The sequence below is a fragment of the Muricoccus nepalensis genome (genome assembly GCF_006438825.1).
In the GTDB taxonomy this organism is placed as follows: domain Bacteria; phylum Pseudomonadota; class Alphaproteobacteria; order Acetobacterales; family Acetobacteraceae; genus Roseomonas; species Roseomonas nepalensis.
Genome location: NZ_RCZP01000009.1, coordinates 76,443 through 95,941 on the forward strand (window position 1 = coordinate 76,443; position 19,499 = coordinate 95,941).

General features: G+C 74.0%; 16 protein-coding genes. 13 read left to right on the top strand and 3 right to left on the bottom strand.

All coding sequences use genetic code 11. The features are described 5' to 3' along the window. The first annotated feature begins 32 nt into the window (after positions 1–32). A complete protein-coding gene (locus EAH89_RS11850; RefSeq protein ID WP_140883220.1) occupies positions 33–719 on the top strand; it encodes an aspartate/glutamate racemase family protein in 687 nt (228 codons plus the stop codon). Positions 720–732: 13 nt separating this feature from the next. On the opposite strand, the gene EAH89_RS11855 is transcribed toward EAH89_RS11850, so the two are convergent. Further along, positions 733–1,494: an SDR family NAD(P)-dependent oxidoreductase gene (locus EAH89_RS11855; protein WP_140883222.1), complete on the bottom strand. Its 762-nt coding sequence runs from the start codon at positions 1,492–1,494 to the stop codon at positions 733–735. Next, entirely contained in the window at positions 1,494–2,801 is a 1,308-nt protein-coding gene (hisD, locus tag EAH89_RS11860; RefSeq protein WP_140883224.1) for a histidinol dehydrogenase, read from the bottom strand. The genes EAH89_RS11855 and hisD overlap by 1 nt, the downstream gene beginning before the upstream one ends. A 248-nt stretch (positions 2,802–3,049) precedes the next feature. On the opposite strand from hisD, the gene EAH89_RS11865 reads away from it, so the two are divergent. The 12 genes from EAH89_RS11865 to EAH89_RS11915 are packed head-to-tail and all read left to right on the top strand — an operon-like array spanning position 3,050 to position 15,851. Then, on the top strand, positions 3,050–4,183 hold the full coding sequence (locus tag EAH89_RS11865; protein WP_206667523.1) for an inositol-3-phosphate synthase: 1,134 nt from the start codon (positions 3,050–3,052) through the stop codon (positions 4,181–4,183). Positions 4,184–4,193: 10 nt separating this feature from the next. Beyond that, positions 4,194–5,111 carry an HD domain-containing protein gene (locus EAH89_RS11870; RefSeq protein WP_206667524.1) on the top strand — a complete coding sequence of 306 codons (918 nt, stop codon included), beginning with the start codon at positions 4,194–4,196 and terminating at the stop codon, positions 5,109–5,111. Further along, on the top strand, positions 5,108–6,217 hold the full coding sequence (locus EAH89_RS11875; protein ID WP_140883228.1) for a methyltransferase domain-containing protein: 1,110 nt from the start codon (positions 5,108–5,110) through the stop codon (positions 6,215–6,217). Before EAH89_RS11870 ends, EAH89_RS11875 begins: the two co-directional genes overlap by 4 nt. Then, positions 6,214–7,245 carry a Gfo/Idh/MocA family protein gene (locus tag EAH89_RS11880; protein WP_206667525.1) on the top strand — a complete coding sequence of 344 codons (1,032 nt, stop codon included), beginning with the start codon at positions 6,214–6,216 and terminating at the stop codon, positions 7,243–7,245. Before EAH89_RS11875 ends, EAH89_RS11880 begins: the two co-directional genes overlap by 4 nt. Next, complete coding sequence (locus EAH89_RS11885) at positions 7,236–8,087, top strand: MBL fold metallo-hydrolase (RefSeq protein WP_140883232.1); 852 nt, start codon at positions 7,236–7,238, stop codon at positions 8,085–8,087. The genes EAH89_RS11880 and EAH89_RS11885 overlap by 10 nt, the downstream gene beginning before the upstream one ends. Next, positions 8,084–9,565: a YcaO-like family protein gene (locus EAH89_RS11890; RefSeq protein WP_206667526.1), complete on the top strand. Its 1,482-nt coding sequence runs from the start codon at positions 8,084–8,086 to the stop codon at positions 9,563–9,565. Before EAH89_RS11885 ends, EAH89_RS11890 begins: the two co-directional genes overlap by 4 nt. Beyond that, the gene (locus tag EAH89_RS11895; protein WP_140883234.1) at positions 9,562–10,389 is read left to right on the top strand and encodes a sugar phosphate isomerase/epimerase family protein; all 828 of its coding nucleotides are present in this window, start codon (positions 9,562–9,564) and stop codon (positions 10,387–10,389) included. Before EAH89_RS11890 ends, EAH89_RS11895 begins: the two co-directional genes overlap by 4 nt. Beyond that, a complete protein-coding gene (locus EAH89_RS11900) occupies positions 10,386–11,624 on the top strand; it encodes a glycosyltransferase family 4 protein (RefSeq protein WP_140883235.1) in 1,239 nt (412 codons plus the stop codon). Before EAH89_RS11895 ends, EAH89_RS11900 begins: the two co-directional genes overlap by 4 nt. 10 nt (positions 11,625–11,634) lie before the next feature. Further along, positions 11,635–12,372 (top strand): PIG-L deacetylase family protein, encoded by a 738-nt coding sequence (locus tag EAH89_RS11905; RefSeq protein ID WP_140883237.1) that lies wholly within the window; start codon positions 11,635–11,637, stop codon positions 12,370–12,372. Beyond that, complete coding sequence (locus EAH89_RS31215) at positions 12,372–13,004, top strand: uracil-DNA glycosylase family protein (RefSeq protein ID WP_161993556.1); 633 nt, start codon at positions 12,372–12,374, stop codon at positions 13,002–13,004. Before EAH89_RS11905 ends, EAH89_RS31215 begins: the two co-directional genes overlap by 1 nt. Beyond that, positions 13,001–14,584, top strand: a complete 1,584-nt coding sequence (gene mdoH, locus EAH89_RS11910; protein ID WP_161993557.1) for a glucans biosynthesis glucosyltransferase MdoH — start codon at positions 13,001–13,003, stop codon at positions 14,582–14,584. Before EAH89_RS31215 ends, mdoH begins: the two co-directional genes overlap by 4 nt. Next, the gene (locus EAH89_RS11915; RefSeq protein ID WP_140883241.1) at positions 14,574–15,851 is read left to right on the top strand and encodes an MFS transporter; all 1,278 of its coding nucleotides are present in this window, start codon (positions 14,574–14,576) and stop codon (positions 15,849–15,851) included. Before mdoH ends, EAH89_RS11915 begins: the two co-directional genes overlap by 11 nt. On the opposite strand, the gene uca is transcribed toward EAH89_RS11915, so the two are convergent. Further along, positions 15,848–19,441, bottom strand: a complete 3,594-nt coding sequence (uca, locus tag EAH89_RS11920; RefSeq protein WP_140883243.1) for an urea carboxylase — start codon at positions 19,439–19,441, stop codon at positions 15,848–15,850. The two genes, EAH89_RS11915 and uca, sit on opposite strands and share 4 nt — an antisense overlap. Positions 19,442–19,499 lie beyond the last annotated feature (58 nt).

The window sequence follows — 19,499 nt, forward strand, 5'->3', positions numbered from 1 at the left end:
CCTCCCTACACCGCAGACCGAGAGAACGCGCCATGACCCCGCCGGCCCCGCGCAAGCGCGTGATGCTCGTCCACGCCCTCCGGGAGTCCCTCGCCCCCATCCACGCCGCCTTCGCCGCGGCCTGGCCGGAGGCGGAGACGCACGACCTTCTCGACAGCTCCCTCTCGGCCGACCACGCCGCCTCGGCCGGGCGGCTGGACCGCAAGATGACTGAGCGCTTCCGCGCCCTCGGCCGCTACGCCGCCGCGACCGGGCCGGAGGGGCGGGGGAGCGACGCCATCCTCTTCACCTGCTCCGCCTTCGGCCCGGCGATCGAGGCGGTGCGGCGCGACCAGGCCGTCCCCGTCCTCAAGCCCAACGAGGCCGCCTTCGCCGAGGCCCTGCGCCACGGCCCCCGCATCGGCCTTCTCTGCACCTTCGCCCCCACCCGCGCGCCCGCGGTCGCGGAGCTGGAGGCCATGGCCGCGGCGCGGGGCATCACGCCCGTGATCGAGGCGCGGGTGGTGGAGGGCGCGCTCGCCGCCCTGCAGGCCGGGCGCGGGGAGGAGCACGACGCCCTCTCCGCCGCCGCGGCCGCCGGCCTGCCGCCGGTGGACGCCGTCGTCATCGCGCAGTTCTCCATGGCGCGCGCCGCGCCGGCGGTGCGGGTGCGGCTGGGGGTGCCGGTGCTGACCACGCCGGACAGCGCGGTCGCGGCGCTGCGGGCGATCCTCGGCTAGCGCCGCGCCCCGCTCAATCCGCCGTCCATCCCCCGTCGATCACGACGGAGCTTCCGGTCATCAGCGCCGCCCCGTCCCCCGCGAGGAAGAGGATGGCGCCCATGAGGTCCTCCACCTGCCCGAGCCGCCCGAGCTTGATCTTGGAGAGCACGGCGGCGCGGAAGGCCGCGTCCTCGAAATAGGGGCGCGTCAGCGGCGTCTCGATGTAGGTGGGGCAGATCGTGTTCACGCGGATGCGGTGCGGGGCGAGGTCGATCCCCATCGCCTTCGTCATCCCCTCCATCGCGAACTTCGACGCGCAGTAGACCGTGCGGTTGGCCCCGCCCACATGCCCCATCTGCGAGGAGACGTTGATGATGGAGCCGCCCCGCCCCGCCGCGATCAGCCCGCGCGCCACGGCCTGCGCCGCGAAATAGGCGGCGCGCACGTTGAGGTTCATGATCGCGTCGAAGTCCTCGACCGGCACCTCGGGGAAGGGCTTCGGGCGGTTCGTCCCGGCGTTGTTCACGAGGATGTCGAAGGGTCCCGCCGCCTCGATCGCCGCCATGGTCGCGGGCATGTCGAGGACGTCGAGCGCCATCGCCGCCGCCGCGCCGCCGCCCTGCCGGATCTCCGCCGCCGCCGCCTCCACCTCGTGCCCGCTGCGGGCCGCGAGGGTGACGTGCGCCCCCGCGCCCGCCAGCGCCGCCGCGGCGGCCAAGCCGATGCCGCGCCCCGCCCCCGTCACCAGCGCGCGCCGCCCGTCGAGCCGGAACGACGGGGTGACCGGCAGCATCACTCCGCCGCCTGCCCGTAGGGGATGTTGCGCCCACCGTAGCGCCGCACCCGCAGGTTCGCCTGCTCCGCGTGGCCGACGAAGCCCTCGAGCATGCAGAGCCGCGAGCAATACTCCCCGATCATCGCGGAAGCCTCGTCCGTCAGCACCCGCTGGTAGGTGCAGGTCTTGAGGAACTTGCCGACCCAGAGGCCGCCCGTGTAGCGCGCGGACTTCTTCGTCGGCAGCGTGTGGTTCGTGCCGATCACCTTGTCGCCGAAGGAGACGTTCGTGCGCGGCCCGAGGAACAGCGCGCCGTAGTTCGTCATGCGGTCGAGGAAGAAGTCAGGATCGCGCGTCATGACCTGCACGTGTTCCGAGGCGATGTCGTCCGCGACCCGCACCATCTCCTCGTCGTCCGCGCAGACGATCACCGCGCCGTAGTCCTCCCAGGCCTTGCGCGCGATCGCCGCGGTCGGAAGGATGGCGAGCAGACGCTCCACCTCCGCCATCGTCGCGCGCGCCAGCCGCTCGGAGGTCGTCAGCAGGATGGCCGGGGAGTTCGGCCCGTGCTCCGCCTGGCCAAGCAGGTCGGTCGCGCACATCTCGGCGTCCACCGTCTCGTCGGCGATCACCAGCGTCTCGGTCGGCCCGGCGAAGAGATCGATGCCGACGCGCCCGTAGAGCTGCCGCTTGGCCTCCGCGACATAGGCGTTGCCGGGGCCGACGAGCATGTCGACGGCGGCGATGCTCTCCGTGCCCAGCGCCATGGCGCCGACGGCCTGGATGCCGCCGAGGCAGAGGATCTCGTCCGCGCCCGCGAGATGCTGCGCCGCAACAATGGCCGGCGCCGGGCGGCCCTGGTAGGGCGGCGCGCAGGTGACGATCCGCCCCACACCGGCCACCTTCGCCGTGATCACCGACATGTGGGCGGAGGCGAGCAGGGGGTACTTCCCGCCTGGGACGTAGCAGCCGACCGAGTTCACCGGGATGTTACGGTGACCCAGGACCACCCCCGGCAGCGTCTCGACCTCGATGTCCCGGATCGCCGCGCGCTGGTGCTGCGCGAAGTTCCGCACCTGCTCCTGCGCGAAGCGGATGTCGTCGAGATCGCGCGCCGTGAGCTGCGCGAGGCAGTCCTGGATCTCCCGGTCGGTAAGGCGGTAATCCGCCCGGTCCCACCCGTCGAAGCGCGCGGAATACTCGCGAACGGCGGCGTCGCCGCGGCTTCCGATGTCTGCGAGGATGCCCTCGACGGTCGCGCGGACGCGGGCGTCGTCCTCCGCGATCGCCCCGGGGTCACGCCCCTCCTTGAGATGCCGTGCCATCGCTCCCATCGCCTTTTTCATGCCTGTGCAACAAGGCTAGGAGCGAGGTCCCGGGGGGTCAATCAACCGGCTGGCGACGACCCGGGCGCCAGGAAACCTCACGGAAAGAGGGACTTGGCACACCGGTTCGTGATTGGCGCTCGGCGCGCCCAGCCCATCTTACCACCCAGGCTTCCTGAGGTTATAGAATGTCGCTTGCGCAATCGGGGCGGAAACTTGGTGTCGCAGTGGTGGGTCTCGGCGGTGCCGTGGCCACCACGGCCGTGGCCGGGATCGAGGTGATCCGACGGGGCGCGAACCGGCTGGATGGCCTGCCACTCGCCGACGTGTCGGTGCCGGGGCTCGTCGACTACCGTGACATGGTCTTCGGCGGCTGGGACCTCGACGGTTCCGACCTCGCCTCGGCGGCGAGCAACCACCGCGTCCTCAACGACTCGCAGCTCGGCGAGACGAGCGACGCGCTCTCCGCCATCCGGCCCTGGCCGGCCATCGGCAGCGGCGAGTTCTGCCGCGGCGTGACGGGCGCGAACAAGTTCGAGGCGCCCGGCCACCGCGCCGCCGTCGAGGCTATCGCCTCCGACCTCCGCCGCTTCCGCAAGACGAGCGGCGCCGACGGCATCGTCATGATCAACCTGGCGTCGACCGAGCGCACGCCCGGCGACGACGAGGCGCTGAACTCGCTCGACGCCTTCGAGCGCGCGCTCGACCGCGACGATCCCTCCATCGGCCCGGCCATGCTCTACGCTTATGCGGCGATCGAGAGCGGCGTGCCCTACGGCAACTTCACGCCCTCCCTCGCGGCCGACGCGCCGGCGCTGAAGGAGTTCGCCAAGGCCCGCAACGTCCCGGTCGCCGGCAAGGACGGCAAGACCGGCCAGACGATGATGAAGACGGTGCTGGCCCCCGCGCTCCGCTCCCGCGCCCTGCACGTCGACGGCTGGTTCAGCACCAACATCCTCGGCAACCGCGACGGCGAGGCGCTGCGCGACAAGGACAGCCTGGCGTCGAAGCTCGACACCAAGGGCAAGGTGCTCGACAGCATCCTCGGCTACCACGTCGAGGATCACCTCGTGGACATCCGCTACTACCGTCCGCGCGGCGACGACAAGGAAGCCTGGGACAACATCGACATCTCCGGCTTCCTCGGCCACAAGATGCAGATCAAGGTGAACTTCCTCTGCAAGGACAGCGTGCTCGCGGCGCCGCTCGCGCTTGAGATCGCGCGCGTGCTGGACCTCGCGCAGCAGCGCGGTGACGGCGGCGTGCAGGAGCAGCTGTCGCTCTTCTTCAAGGCCCCCATGGTGGGCAACGGCCACGATCCCGAGCACGCCTTCCATGCGCAGGAGCGCATGCTGATGGATTGGCTCGGGGCCCCTCAGTGAGCTCTTGCCGGTGACGGACGGCGTTGTGCCGGTGGTGGAAGCGCCGCCGGCACGGATACTCGGCCTTCTCCGCGAGCTTGGCGAACTAAAACGCATCCGCTCCGCCGGTCGCGCCGGCTCCATTGCCGATCGTCTCTTCTCCGCTGCCTGGTCCGCCCTCGGCGAGGGACGCTCGCCCGAGGAATGCTGGCGGGCCACCACCGCCGCGGCCCTTGTGGCCACGCGGATGGGCGACATCGATCGCGGCGTGCTGGCTTCGCTCGGCATCGACGGCGACGCGGCCGAGGCCATCCTCGGCCGGGCGCTCGAGGAAGCCGCCGAGGAGGTGGACCCGGCTCTCCTCCCCGCGCTCCGCGACGCCGCGCCCGCCGAGGCGACGGGACCCGTGCCGCCCTTCGTCGCGCTCCTCGCGCAGCAGCCGCGCGCCGGCGTCACCTGCCCCGGCCGCCCGCGCCTTCTGCTGGAGCCGCCGGAGAACCACGCCGAGCACTGCCTGATGGTCGCGGTCTACGGCGTGTTGCTGAGCCCGCTCTACGGCGCACGCCCGGAGGTGGTCTACCTCGCCTCCCTCGCGCACCACCTGCACAACGCGATGATCCCGGACTCCGGCTTCGCCGGTGAGGTCCTTCTCGGCAATCACCTGGAACCCGCCTTTGCGCGCGCGACGGAAGCGGCACTGGCGGAACTCCCGCCCCCCTTGGCGGAGCGCGTGCGCGCGGCGCGAGCGATCCTGCCGGACGCGGAGACGCCCGAGGGGCGCGCCTTTCATGCCGCCGACACGCTCGACCGCGTGCTGCAGATCGAGCAGCACTTGCGCGCGGGCAAGGCGAGCATGTCTTACGTGCTGAACGACATGGCGCTCGTGCACGAGGGTCCCGTGAAGCCTTTCCAGGACCGTCTCCTCGCCGCCGTCGGCCTCGCCGCATGACACCGGACACGGCGCACTCGGCCAGGGACGCCAGCGGGCGTCGCTGGCCGGTGATCGACGGCATCGCCTTCGCGCGCGCCTCCCGCCCCGAGCTCGCGGCCGAGGCGCTCGCGCGGCTCGACGCCGGCGACCGCGACGGCGCGCTCGTCCTCCTGCTGGCCGACCAGGACGACTGGTGGCGCGGCCCCGTGGCGGACCCGCAGGCGCTCCGCGCCCTCGTCGCCGGGCGCGCCGGCCTCACGCTGCGCGAGGCGATGGCGCATCTCTCCTGGGGCCCGGTCGGCGACTACTTCGCGCATCGCTGGAGCGATCCCACCTTCCTGGCCGGCCTCGCGCTGATGGAGGCGCACTGGACCGCGCCCCGCACCGCCTTCGAGCTCGCCTGCGGCATCGGCCAGTACCTGCGCGCGCTGACGCAGCGCGGCGTGGCCGCCACCGGCGCCGACGTTGTCTTCGCCAAGCTCTGGGTCGCCCGCCACTGGGTCGCGCCCGAGGCGGAGCTCGTCTGCCTCGATGCCGCGATGCAGCCCTGGCCGATCGGGGAGGGCCGCCGCTTCGACCTGGTCGCCTGCCACGACGCCTTCTACTTTCTCGAGCCCAAGGGGCCGATCCTCGATCGCCTGCGCCGCATGGCCGGGGACGAGGGTTGGCTCGCCATCGGCCACGTCCACAACCGCGACTGGCCGAACCTCTCCGCCGGCGCCGCGCTGACGGCCGAGGAGCTGGCGTCGCTCTTCCCGGACGCCATCGCCTACGATGACGCCGAGCTGACGCGCGCCGCGCTCGACCGCCGTGCGCCGGTCTCCGCGCCGCCCGCGGCGCTGCGCGGCGCCGAGGCCTTCTCCGTCGTCGCGGGGCCCGGCGCGATCGAGGCGCAGCCCGTGACCGGCGCCCTGGCCCTGCCGCCCGAGGGCGCCTTCCTGCGCCGCAACCCGCTCTACGCCGACGGCCGGATCGCCTGGCCCTCTGAGCGCTACGAGCGCGAGTACGGCCCGCGCGCCACCTACCCCGCGCGCACCACCTGCCCCGAGCACGCCGTCGCCACGGCGGAGACCGCGGAATGGGCGATGCGGCGCGAGTTGCTGGACCTGCCGGAGCGATGGTGACGGCGCTCGCCGCCCGCACGATGGGGTGGGGCATCGTCGGCTACGGCTGGGTGGCGCGCGACTACGCGGCCCCCGCCATCCTCGCGGCCGGGCACGCCGTGCGCGCGGTCTGCGACCCGACGCCGGCCGCGCGGGACGCCGCGCGGAGTTCGCTTCGCCTGGAAGGCGGCGCGCACGCCGACATCGCGCCCCTTCTCGCCGATCCCGCGGTGGACGCGATCTACATCGCGACCCCGAACCACCTGCACCGCGCCGCTGTCGAGGCCGCGGCGGCCGCCGGCAAGCCCGTGCTCTGCGAAAAGCCGATGGCGGCCACCTTGGCCGATGCCGAGGCCATGGCCGAGGCCGCCTCCCGCGCCGGTATCCTCCTCGGCACCGCCTTCGACCAGCGCCACCACCCCGCCCACGCCGCCCTGCGCCAGGCCGTCGCCGCCGGCCTGATCGGCACCCCCACCGTCATCCGCATCGCCTATGCCTGCTGGCTCGGCCCCGACTGGAGCGTGACGGGCGAGGGCGACAACTGGCGCGCCGATCCCGCGCGCGCCGGCGGCGGCGCGCTGATGGACCTCGCCCCGCACGGCCTCGACCTCGCGGAGTATCTTCTCGGGGAGCCCATCCAGGAGATCGCCGCCCTTACGCAGCGCCGCGTGCAGCCCTACGCCGTGGACGACGGCGCGCTGCTGATCGGCCGCACGGCCGGCGGCGCCCTGGTGCAGCTCCACGTCGCCTACAACTGCCCCGACGCCCTGCCGCGGCGTCGCCTGGAGGTCCTCGGCGCCACCGGGCAGATCGTGGCGGAGAACACGATGGGCCAGGATGCCGGCGGCCGCGTGACGCACACCGACGCCCAGGGCCGCAGCCGTCCCCTGCCGGTACCCGACGCCGACGCCTCGCCCTTCGCCCGCCAGATGGCCGCCTTCGCCCGCGCGATCGCGACCGGCGACCGCGAGACCTTCAGCGCGGCCCGCGACCTGCACACCATGCGCCTTCTCCACCGCGCCTATTCGGAGGACCCCGCATGCCGCTGACCCCCTGGGCCTGCGCCAATTGCGGCTTCTGGCAGAAGCACTTCGAGCCGCGCTCCTGCCCCGTCTGCGACGACACGCGCAACGACCTGCCGCATGACGGCTGGCACTTCCTGCGCGAGGAAGAGGTGGCGGCGAAGCTTACCGGCTCCTGGCGCCAGCTCGACCGCGACATGGTCGCCTTCAGCACCGCGCCCCCCTTCGGCCTGAACGGCACGGGCTGGCTGCTGCTGCACGAGGACGGCAACACCGCCTTCGAGGCCGCGCCCTACTACACGCCGGAGATGCTCGACGAGATCCGGCGCCTCGGCGGCATCCGCTTCCTCGCGGCCTCCCACTGCCACGGCTACGGCGCGCTGTGGCAGTTGCAGGACGTGTTCCAGCCGGAGGTCATGGCCATCCAGAAGGACGACCTCCGGATGACCAAGGCCTTCCGCGTCACCTGGCCCTATGACGAGGCGCTGGAGCTTCGCCCGGGGCAGACGCTGATGCATGTCGGCGGCCACTACGAGGGCCAGGCCGTGCTCTACGACGAGGCGCGCCGCACCCTCTTCTGCGGCGACGCCTTCAAGGTGGACCAGGGGGAGGGCGGCGAGAACCTCGCGGTCTCCACGCACAAGGCCTTCCACAAGGACATCCCGCTCTCGCCCGGCGAGGTGCGGAAGTACCGCGACGTCATTGGCTCGGTCGAGTTCGACACCGTCTGCACCCCCTTCGAGCACGCGCGCGGCATCACCACCGACATCGCTCTCGCGGTGCTGGACGACCAGTTGCGCGGCCCCCCGGGCGTGCGGCACATCCCCATGGACGAACTCCGCCGCCGGGCGGAGAGGAGGACCGCATGAGCGACGAGCTGCATCGCGTGGCCGAGGCCTTCCGTGCCACGATGCCGAAGACCGCCCACGTCTCCACCTTCCGCATCGACCACCTCGACCGCACCGGCATCCCCGTGGTGCAGGCCAACCTCCTCGTCGAGAACTACCCGGCCACCACCGGCTACGGCTACGGCTTCAGCGCCATCGAGGCCGAGGTCGGCGCGCTCGGCGAGCTCTGCGAGGAGGTTCATGTCGGCCGCTGGGTCGCGAAGGCGCCCCGCGTCACCGGCAGCTACGCGGAGCTCTCCCGCACGCGTGCCGTGGTGGACCCCCTCACGCTCGGCCTCGCCGCCGGCTCCGACTACACGGCTGACACGCCGCTCACCTGGGTCGAGGGCCAGCGCTGGCCCTCGGGCGAGACGATCCTCGTGCCGCGCGAGTGGGTGGCCGCCTATCCCTACCAGCTCGGCGACGAGAAGCCGCGGCTGATCACCCCCATCACCAACGGCCTCGGCGCCGGCTTCGACCTCGAGCACGCCATCGCCCACGGCATCATGGAGGCGCTGCAGCGCGACGGAAACGTCATCAACTACCGCGCGCTCGACCAGGGCGTGGCGGTGGACCTCGACGCCGTGCAGGACGCGCCGGTGCAGGGCCTGCTGGACCACCTCCGCTCGCTCGGCATCAACGTCATGGTGAAGCTGGCCGCGGACGACTTCGGCATGGCCAACCTCTACGTCGTCGGCGATGACCGGGGCCGGCCGACCGCCCCCATCCAGGTCACCGCCTGCGGCGAGGCCGTGCACCCCGACCGCAACCGCACGCTGCGCAAGGCGCTGCTCGAGTTCTGCGGCTCCCGCGCGCGCAAGGCCGCGACGCACGGCCCCATCCCCATGCTGCGCGAGGCGCTGCCGCTCGATTACGTCGAGCGCCAGATGGCGGTTGCCATGCTCGACGAGGAGGAGCCCCGCGCCCTGGACGCCATGGTGGAGTGGATGGAGCAGGACGCGGACGGGCTGCGCTCGCGCCTCGCCAACAGCGTCTTCGCCGCCCGCCGCCACCGCAAGCTCTCCGAACTGCCGACCGTCCCCGCCGAGGCCGTGGCGAGCTCGAAGGACCGCCTCGCGCTGCTGACGGAGCGCCTCGCGGCCGAGGGCCTCGAGGTCCTCTACGTCGACTGCTCGCCGCTCGGCGCCGCCGTCCGCGCGGTGAAGGTTATCGTTCCCGGTCTCGAGATCGAGACGATGAGCTACCACCGCGTCGGCTGGCGCGGCGTGCGCCGCCTGCGCGCGCGCCAGGACCCGCTGATCCTCGACGCCCCGCGCGAGGGCGCCAAGCGCGTGCTGCTCCGCCCCGAGGACGAGGCGCGCGCCGGCGGCCCCGCCTGGTTCGACGGCGCCCTGGCCGACCGCCTCGTCGGCCGCCTCTACCCCATGTACCGCGAGACCGGCACCTTCTCCGCCCAGATGGTCCTCGCGCAACGGCGCGGGGAGGCGGTGCCGGCGTGACGCTCCGCTTCGCCTACAACACCAACGGCGCCGCCAACCACCGCCTAGCGGACGCCGTCGCCCTCATCGCCGACGCCGGCTACGACGGCGTCGCGCTGACGCTGGACCATCACCACCTCGATCCCATGGAAGACGGCTGGGAGCGCCGCGCCGAGGCCCTCGCGCGCGACCTCTCCGCCCGCAAGCTCGGCTCCGTCATCGAGACCGGCGCGCGCTACCTCCTGGACCCCCGCGCGAAGCACGAGCCGACGCTGCTGACGCCCAGCGCGGAGGGCCGCGACCGCCGCGTCACCTTCCTCAACCGCGCCGTCGACATCGCCGCCATCCTCGGCGCCGAGGCCGTCTCCTTCTGGGCCGGCGTGCCGCGCCCGGGCGTCGACCGCGGGCAGGCGCTCGAGTGGCTGCGGGACGGCGTCTCCCGCGTGCTCGACCACGCCGCCGCGCGCGGCGTCACCGCCGCCTTCGAGCCCGAGCCGGGCATGCTGGTGGAGACGGTGGACGACTGGTCCGCCCTCAGCCTTCCCGGGCTGACCCTCGCGCTGGACCTCGGCCATCTGCTGGTCACCGGCGAGCGCGAGCCGCCGAAGGCCGTGCACGAGTTCGCGCCGCATCTCGGCACCGTCGCCATCGAGGACATGGCGCGCGGCACCCACATCCACCTTCCCTTCGGCGAGGGCGACATGGACATCCCCGCCTGCCTCGACGCGCTGGAGGCAGTCGACTTCCGGCGCCTCGTCTGCGTCGAGCTCTCGCGCGAGAGCCACCGCGCCGACAGCATGATCCCGCAATCCCTCGCCTGGCTGCGGACCTGCCGCGCGCGATGAGGGTTCTCTTCCTCTCCCGTCGCTTCTTCCCCGCGATCTCCGGGATGAGCGTCTACGCGATCAACCTGCTTCGCCAGCTCGCGGCGGCGGGGCACGACGTCACCATGGTGAGCCAGTACCGCGGCGACCCCGTGGGCACCCGCGTCTACGGCGGCGGCCCGCCGCCGGAGGTGCCCGGCGTCACCGTCATCGGCCGCCGCTCCCTGGGCGAGGAAGCCTTCGCCGAGCCCGGCGGCGCCGATTTCGAGCGCGACGTCGAGGACATGGTGGAGACCATCCTCGCCGAGCACGCGAAGAAGCCCTTCGACGTGCTGCACGCGCAGTACGGCTACCCCAACGGCTGGGCCGTGCTGCTGGCGGCGCAGCGCATCGGCGTGCCCACGGTCGTCTCCATCCAGGGCGGCGACGGCCATTGGGTCGGCTCCTGCTGCGAGACGCACCGCGAGGCCATGCTCCGCGTCCTCAACCACGCGGACCGCCTGCTGATCGGCTGCGACAGCTTCGCGCAGGAGGTGGTGGACCGCCTCGGCGTCGCGCGCGACCGCTTCACCATCGTCCCCGGCGCGGTGGAGGTGGACCGCTTCCACCCCGCCCCCGGCCACGAGCCCGGCGACGCGCAGGACCCGGTGCGCCTGCTCTACCACGGCCGCGTGGACCGCCGGAAAGGCGCGCTCGACATGCTCGACGCTCTGGCCATCCTGCGCGACGAGGGCGTGCCCTTCGCCGCCACCATCAGCGGCATCGGCCCCGACCTCGACGCCTGCCGCGAGCGCAACGCCGCGCTGAACCTCGGCACCCGCTTCGCCGGCTACGCCGACTACGCCGCCGCGCCCGCCCTCTACCGCGAGGCCGACGTCTTCGTCTCGCCGACCTACGCCGAGGGCTTCTCCAACACCGTGCTCGAGGCCATGGCGAGCGGGTTGCCGACCGTCTCCTGCAACGCGGTGGGCGTAGTGGACTGCCTGCGCCACGGGGAGAACGGCCTTCTCTCCGATCCCGGCGACATCCCCGCCCTCGTCACGAATCTCCGCCGCATCATCCAGGACGCCCCGCTCCGCGCGCGCCTCGCCCGCACGGCGCTGGAGGAGTGCCGCCGCACCTATTCCTGGGACGCGGTCGGCCGGCAGATCATGGGCATCTACGAGGAGGTGCGCGGCACGCGGCCCGACACCGCCTTCGATCCCGTCCTCCCCGTCGCCGAGTGCCGCTTCCGCGCCACCCCGCACCTTCTCTGAAGCCCCGCCGATGCCGCTCGCCCTCGCCCTCTCCCCCCATCTCGACGACGCCGCCTTCTCGGCCGGCGGCGCCCTCGCGCGGCTCGCGCGGCAGGGGTGGGAGGTGGTGGTCGCCACGCTCTTCACCGCCGCCGTCCCGGACCCCACCGGCTTCGCCCTCGCCTGCCAGACCGACAAGGGCCTGCCGCCGGAGGCCGACTACATGGCGATCCGCCGCGCGGAGGACCGCGCGGCCTGCGCGGCCCTCGGCGCCCGCCCCCTGCACCTGCCGCTGCGGGAGGCGCCGCACCGCGGCTACGCCTCGGCCGCCGCCCTCTTCGCCGCGCCGCGCTCCGACGACATGGCGCATCTCGACGCCGCCGCGGCGATCGAGCCGCTGCTGGCCGAACTCCGCCCCGATCTGCTCCTCGCCCCCCAGGCCATCGGCGGCCACGTGGACCACGTCCTCACCGTGCGCGCCCTCCAGCTCCTCGATCCCGGCCTGCCCGTCCTCTGGTGGCGCGACTTCCCCTACACCACGCGCGCCGACACCCCCCGCCGTCCCTTCGAGGCGATGCTCGCGCGCTACCCCGAGACCGCGCTTCCCACCGACCCCGCCGCCAAGCACGCGGCCTGCGCCGCCTACGCGACGCAGCTCGGCTACCAGTTCGGCGGCCCGGACGGCCTGGCCCGCGCCCTGGCTGCTACGGGCGGCGAGGAGCTCGCCCGCGCCCAGGGCCAGGCCCCGCCGCTGACGCGGGCCGCCTGATGCCCCGCGGCCCGCACGCCGGCGCCCTGTCCAACGCGGCCGAGCTCGCGGCCCGCCACGCGCTGCTGGAAACCGCGCCCCACACGGCTCCGATCCGCGCCCTCGCCCGCCGCATCCACGAGACGACCGGCCGCCCCGTGCCCGACCCGGACCCGATCGACGGCGGGGTGGAGGCGCGCCTCCTCCTGCTGCTCGAGACGCCGGGCCCGCGGATGTCGCACGAGAACGCCATCGTCTCCCGCGACAAGTCCGGCGGCACCGGCGCCAACCTCCGCCGCTTCCTCGGCGCCGCCGGCATCGCGCGGGCGGACACGCTCATCTGGAACGCCGTGCCGTGGATCATCCACGCGCCCGGCGCCCTCAACCGCGCGCCGCGGAGGACGGAGCTGCGCGCCGGCCTCGACTTCCTTCCCCCGCTGCTCGACCTCCTGCCGCGCCTCCGTGTCGCGGTGCTGGCCGGGCGCTTCGCCGCGGCGGCGGAGCCCGCCATCCGCGTCGCGCGCGCCGCCCTGCCCGTGCTCGCCATGCCGCATCCCAGCCCCACCTATGTCTGCACCAACCCGGCCATCCCCGCGCGCATCGCGGCCGTGCTGGACGAGGCCGCCGCCCTGCTGCGCGCCGCGCCGGCGTGACAGCGGAGCTCCGCGCGCGCCGCCGGCTCTTCGCCGCCCTCGTCGCCTTCGTCGCCCTCCTCCTGCTCGACCTGGGCCTGCGCGTCCTCTCCCCCGGCGGTTGGACCGCGTGGGAGGTGCTCCTCCTGCTCTGCCTCGCCGCCAACGCGCCCTGGCTCGGCCTCGCCGCCGCGACGGGCCTCCTCGGCGCCGCCCGCCGGCTGCGCGGGGAGGGGGCGCTCCCCCCGCCCGCGCCGCCCCGGCTTCGCACCCTGCTCGCCGTCTGCGTCCGCGACGAGGACCCGGCGGCGGTGCTGCCGCCTCTCGCGCGCCTGCTCGACGGGCTCGTGGCGCGGGGCCACGGGGCGCTCTTCGCCATCGCCATCCTCTCCGACACGGCCGACCCTCGCCGCGCCGGCGCCGAGGCGGCCGCGGTTCGGTGCCTCGCCAAGGCCTACCCGCCCGGCAGCGTCCTCCACCGCCGCCGCTGCGAGAACGCCGGCTACAAGGCCGGCAACGTCATGGACTTCCTCGACCACCACGCCGCCGGCTTCGACCTCATGCTGCTGCTGGACGCGGATTCCGAGATGACGCCGGACGCCGTTCTCCGCATGGTCGCGGCCATGGAGGCCGAGCCCCAGCTCGCCATCCTGCAATCCACCATCGCCGGCCGCCCGGCCGCGGCGCCCTTCGGCCGCCTCTTCGGCGCGGGGCACCGCCCGGGCTCCCTCACCTGGGCGGTGGGGCAGGACTGGTGGCAGGGCGCGGAGGGACCCTACTGGGGCCACAACGCCCTTCTCCGCATCGCGCCCTTCCGCCGCCACTGCCGCCTGCCCATCCTGCCAGACGGCGCGCACATCCTCTCGCACGACCACGTGGAGGCCGCGCGCCTGCACGCCGCCGGCTGGTCCGTGCGCGTGCGGGCGGACCCCTCGCCCGACGGCACCGGCTCCCGCGAGTCCCACCCGCCGAACCTGCCGGAGTACCTCGTGCGGGACCGCCGCTGGGCGGCCGGCAACCTGCAGTACCGCCACCTGCTGCGCGACCCCTCGCTCGGCGCGCTCGGGCGCTTCCAGATGCTGCAGGCGATTCTGCACTACGTCCTCGGCCCGCTCTGGTTCGCCATGCTGCCACTCGCCGCCCTCAACGCCGCGACGGACGGGGAGGGCACGCCGCGCGGCACGCTCGTCGCGCTGCTCGTCCTTGGCTACGCGACGGTGCACCTGCCCCGCCTGGCCGGGCACGCCGTGGCGCTCGTGCAGGGCGCCGGCCTGCCCTATCTCCGCACGGCCCTCGCCGAGAGCCTCTTCCTCCTCCTCCTCGACACCATCATCGCCTTCGACAAGACGCTGACGGTGCTCGCCCACGCCCTGGGCCTGCGCCGCGGCACCTGGGTCGCGCAGCACCGCGCTGAGCGCCGCGTCTCCTGGGGCGAGGCCGCGTCCCTCCTCTGGCCGCACACCGCGGCGGGGCTCGCCATCCTCGCCCTGCTCGCCGCCTCCGGCTCCGCCTTCGCGGTGCTGGCGGGGTTGCCGGCCGTGGCGGGGCTGCTGCTCGCCATTCCCTTCTGCGTCCTGACCGCCGCGCCCGATGCGGGGTAGCGCGCCGCTCATCGCCGCGCCGGGCTGGCGCTACGCCGTCATCGGCGGGCTCTACGCCTACCAGGGGCTCGTCGCCGGCTTCGCGATCACCGCCCTGCCGAACCACTACGCCGCCATGGGCGCGACCACCGCGGCGGTCGGCGCCCATGTCGCGACCGTCGGCCTGCCCTGGATCCTGCAGCCCCTCTGGGGCCCGGTGGTGGACCGCTTCGGCGGCTTCGCCATGGGGCGCCGCCGCTTCTGGGTCGTCGCCGCCCTCGCCCTCTCCCTCCTCGCGCTCGCCCGCCTGCTGCTGGTGGAGGACGAGAGCGTCGCCGGCCTCCCCGCGGTCAGCGCCGTCTTCCTCGTGCAGAGCGCCTTCGCGGCCCTGACCGACACGGCGACCGACGGGATGATCATCGACAACGTGCCCGCCGAGCGCCTGGGCACCGCCAACGCCGTCACCCGCGTCGGCTTCGTCTGCGGCGCGGCCCTGGGCGCCGCGCTCTTCGCCTGGATGCTGCCGGCGCAGGGGCTGCACGCCTCCGCGGCCGCGCTGCTGGGCATCGGCACCCTGGCGCTGCTCCTGCCGCTCCTCGTGCGGGAGAGGGCCACGGACGCCGTTCTCTCGCTCCGCCCCGCGCCCGCGCACGCGGCGGGCGAGACCTTCCCCCGGCTGCTGCGCCGCCTCGCCGCCAGCTTTGCGGGCGGCGCGACGCTGATCCTCCTCGTGGTCTGCTTCGCGACCGACTACCTCGGCGCCCTCTTCCGCCTGCCCCTGACCGTGGAGCTTATCCAGAACCGCGGGTGGGAGGCCGAGGCCCTGTCGCGCTTCCAGGCCGCGACCGCGCTCGTCACCGGCACCGCCGGCGCACTGCTGGTGGGCTGGTGGACGGACCGCGAGGGCACGTCCCGCGCGCTCGCCATCCTGCTCTCCCTCTGCGCCGCCTCGCATCTCGGCGCGGCCGCGCTGCTGCTCTCCGCCGACCCGCGCTGGGCCGCGATGACGGGGCCGCTCGCCCTCGGCCTCTCCACCGTCACGCCCGCGCTGCTCTTCGTGGCCCTCGCCCCGGCCGTGATGCAGGCGAGCCTCGGCCCGGCCGCGGCCACGCGCTTCGCCCTCTTCATGGCCTCGCTGAACATGGGGGACGTCGCCGGCTCGGCCATGGCGGGGCAGGTCGCCGCCGCCGTCGGCCTGCCGGCGGTCGGCCTCGCGGCCGGAGGCGCCTTCGGGGTGCTCGCCCTGCTGTCGCGCCTGGGCGTGGCGCGGCGGCTGGGCCTCTCCTAGGCCTCCTCCATCACCAGCAGCGTCTCCCCGGCCGTCACCGGGCGGCCCTGCCGGCAGCGGATGCTGCGGATGGTGCCGCCGATCGGGGCGGAGACGCGAAGCTCCGTCTTCATGGCCTCCAGGATGACCACCGCGTCGCCTGCGGACACCACCTGCCCCTCCTCCACGAGCACCTTCCAGACGCTGCCGTGGATGTCGGCCGCCACCTTGCGCCCGTCCGTCTCCTCCTCGGCCGGCGCCTCCATCGCCTCGGCGGCGGGCTGGGTGTCCTCCTCGCGCCAGCGCGCCACCTCCCGCTCGAAGGCGACGGCCTGGCGCGCCTTGAAGGCCGCGACGCTTTCCGCCTGCTCTGCCAGGAAGGCCTCGTGCGCGCCCAGGTCGAAGACCTCCTCCTCGATGCGGATGGTCGCGCGGCCCTCGCGGAAGTCCTCCCGCAGCCGGTCCAGCTCCGCCTCGCTCACCTCGTGGTAGCGGACCTGGTCGAAGAACTTCAGCAGCCAGGGCTCGCCCGGCGCAAAGACGGGGTTGCGGAGGAACTTGTTCCAGATCGGCAGGGTCCGCCCGACGAGCTGGTACCCGCCCGGGCTGTCCATCCCGTAGATGCACATGTAGACGCCGCCGATCCCCACCGTGCCCTCCGCGGTGAAGGTGCGGGCGGGGTTGTACTTGCTCGTCAGCAGGCGATGCCGCGGGTCGACCGGCACGGCGCAGGGCGCGCCGAGATAGACGTCGCCGAGCCCGAGGACCATGTAGCTCGTCGCGAAGATCGTGCTCTTCACCTCGTCCCGCGTCGCCAGCCCGTTGATGCGCTGGATGAAGTCCACGTTGTTCGGCAGCCAGGGCGCGCTCGCCCGCACCGTCTCGCGGTAACGGTCCACGGCGCCGAGCGTCGCGCTGTCCTCGAAGGCCATGGGCAGGTGGACGACGCGCGTCCTCACCTTCATCGCCGCCACCGGCGGCAGCCGCGCCTCCAGCGCCACCAGCGCGTCGAGCAGCGCGCGCTGGTGGATCACGCGGCTGTCGTAGTTGATTTGCAGCGAGCGCACGCCCGGCGACAGTTCCAAGATGCCCGGCACCGGGTCCGCCCGCAGCGCCTCCATCAGCGCGTGGACGCGGAAGCGGAAGCGCAGGTCCAGCACCGGCGGCCCGTACTCGAGCAGGATGTAGCGGTCGCCCGCCTGGCGATAGGCCACCGCCGGCCGGTCGCCCTCCGCCGGCAGTTCGGCGAGCACGCAGGCGGAGACGGTGCCCTCGGGCGCGAGGGAGGGCGCCTGCATCGCGACCACCTCGGGCGCGGCGAGGGACGCCACGGCCCGGTCCTGCGCGCGCTCCAGCGCCAGCGCCGTGTCGAAGGGGATGGGCCGGAAGCGGATGCGGTCGCCGGGCTTCGCCTGGCCCACCTTCCACAGCTCGGCCTTGGCGATGGTCACCGGGCAGACGAAGCCGCCGAGGCTCGGCCCGTCGCGCGTCAGGATGACCGGGCTGTCGCCGGTGAAGTTCACGCTGCCGATCGCGTACTCGCAGTCGTGCACGTTGGAGGGGTGCAGCCCCGCCTCGCCGCCGTCGCTCCGCGTCCAGCTCGGCTTCGGCCCGATCAGCCGGATGCCCAGGCGGTTGGAGTTGTAGTGGACCTCGAAGGCCGCGCCGAAGAACGCCTCGATCGCCTCCGTCGTGAAGAAGTCCGGCGCTCCGTGCGGCCCGTAGAGAACGCCCACCTCCCACTCCGCAGAATAGGCGGGCACCAGCCCGGCCGGCGCCGCCGCGGGCTCGGGCGCCCCTGCCGCGACGCGCCCGAGCGGCAGCATGTCCCCCGCCCGCAGCACGCGCCCCGCGTGGCCGCCGAACTGGCCGAGGACGAAGGTGGAGCGGCTGCCGAGATAGAGCGGCACGTCGAAGCCCCCGCGCACCGCGAGGTAGCTGCGGCACCCGCTCGTCGTCCGCCCGATCGCCAGCACCTGCCCCGCGCGCACCGGCACGGGCGCCCACCACGCCACGGCCTCGCCGTCGAGCGTGGCCTCCGCCGGCGCGCCGGTCAGCGCCACGACGCCGTCCGTGTGGAAGCGGAGCGTCGGCCCCGCCAGCGTGCACTCCAGCCCCGCCGCGTCCTCCCCGTTGCCGACGATGCGGTTGCCGATCCGGAAGGCGAGGTCGTCCATCGGCCCCGAGGGCGGCACGCCCACGTCCCAGTGCCCGACGCGGCCGGGATAGTCCTGCACGGTGGTGAAGGTGCCGGGCTCCAGCACCTCCGCCGCCATGGCGTGGTAGGCGAAGCGCGACAGCGCCTGGGTGGAGACGTCCCCCGCCGCGAAGCCCGGCGAGGCCACGACCTGGCGCAGGTAGTCGAGATTCGTGGCGATGCCCCCGAGCCGCGTCGCCTCCAGCGCCGTCCGCAGCTTCGCGATGGCCGCGGGGCGACCCTCCGCGTGGACGATCAGCTTCGCCAGCATCGGGTCGTAGTAGGGCGAGACCTCCGTGCCCGTGGAGACCCACCCGTCCACCCGCGCGTCGGCCGGGAAGAGCACCTCCGTCAGCGTGCCTGGGGAGGGCTGGAACCCGTGCGCCGGATCCTCCGCGTAGAGCCGCACCTCGATGGAGGCGCCGCGCGGCACCGGCAGCGCGTCCAGCGCCGGCGGCTCGCCCGCCGCCGTGCGGATCATCCATTCCACGAGGTCGATGCCGAGCACGCATTCCGTCACGGGGTGCTCGACCTGCAGCCTCGTGTTCACCTCGAGGAAGTAGAACTCCTCGCGCTGACGGTCATAGATGTATTCGACCGTGCCCGCGGAACGGTACTCCACTGCCTCGCCCAGCCGCGCCGCGGAGTCGAGCAGCCGCGCCCGCACCGCCTCCGACAGGTTCGGCGCCGGCGTCTCCTCCACCACCTTCTGGTTCCGCCGCTGCAGCGAGCAGTCGCGCTCGCCGAGCGCCACCACCGTGCCGCGCCCGTCGCCGAAGATCTGCACCTCGACGTGCCGCGCGTCGTCGACGCAGCGCTCGAGGAAGACGCCGCTGTCCTTGAAGAAGTTCGCGGCCAGGCGCTGCACGGCCTCCCAGGCCTCCTCCAGCGCCGCCTCGTCCGCGCAGCGGGTGAGGCCGATGCCGCCGCCGCCCGCCGTGCTCTTGAGCATCACGGGATAGCCGAGCCGTGCCGCCGCCGCCCGCGCCTCCTCCAGCCCGCCGAGCAGCCCCGTGCCGGGCGTCAGCGGCACGCCCGCCGCCTCCGCGATGGCGCGCGCCGCGTGCTTGAGGCCGAAGTCGCGCATCTGCCGCGGCGTGGGGCCGACGAAGGCCAGCCCCGCCGCCTCGCAGGCCTCGGCGAAGTCCGCGTTCTCCGCGAGGAAGCCGTAGCCGGGGATCACGGCCTGCGCCCCCTCGGCCTTCGCCGCCGCGATGATCAGGTCGCCCCGCAGATAGGTCTCCGCCGCCCCGTTCCCGGGCAGCTCCACCGCCGCGTCGCAGGCCGCCACATGCGCGCTGTTGCGGTCCGCCGTCGAGTGGACGGCGACGCTGCGGATGCCCATGGCCTTTAGGGTGCGCGCGATGCGGACGGCGATCTCGCCGCGGTTGGCGATCAGGACGGTCTGGAACACGAGGGTGGGGGCTCCGGGCTCTTGGCGCGCCCGGGCCGCCCGTCTCGCGCGGGCCGGC